The organism is Vibrio sp. 10N.222.55.C7 (assembly GCF_041473335.1).
Lineage (GTDB): Bacteria > Pseudomonadota > Gammaproteobacteria > Enterobacterales > Vibrionaceae > Vibrio > Vibrio crassostreae_C.
Window position 1 is genome coordinate 1 of record NZ_JBFRSC010000141.1, and the last position, 572, is coordinate 572.

Genomic DNA, 572 nt, shown 5'->3' on the forward strand with positions numbered 1-572 from the left:
TTTTCCGGATTGGTATAAGTTTGGAGACTGATTTAAAGTTATTGCGAATAGCGTCAATGTGTTTATTCAAATTTACTTTGAATAATGAGAAAGTGGGAGGGTTTGAAGTTTCTATTTGGCTGATTGCAGACTTGATACAGTGTGCAATAGTAAAATTGCGCTCAATCGCTTCAGAGCGTTCTTTTGTTAACAGGCTAACTTTGATATCAAATGGATAACCAGCTTTACGTAGAAGCTTAGGGATGCAAATACGGGTTTGATATACACCATTTGGTGCTTTTTGTAAGTACATTGTCTCACCTCATTGTCATGAAAGTGATTTGCAGTACTTTAGATACGAAAAAGCCCTTGAAAATCAAGGGCTTAATGCGTAAAGAATAGTGGTGGAGGGATAGGGATTTGAACCCTAGAACCGCTATTAACGGTTGCCGGTTTTCAAGACCGGTGCTTTCGACCACTCAGCCATCCCTCCAACAAATTGTCATCAACAGATTAGTACACTGTTGAGGTTGTTATTTGCTAATGCAAGTAACGATACCTTTTGTCTTCACCTTTCAAAAAAGTGAAAATAA

1 tRNA gene and 1 pseudogene are annotated in these 572 nt (G+C 38.1%); both read right to left on the minus strand.

The window, feature by feature from the left end:
- Nucleotides 1-292: pseudogene (locus tag AB4482_RS23065) on the minus strand (integrase); the annotation flags it as partial.
- Between the two features lie 89 nt (nt 293-381).
- Nucleotides 382-472 (minus strand) — tRNA-Ser (locus tag AB4482_RS23070).
- Nucleotides 473-572: the final 100 nt, after the last annotated feature.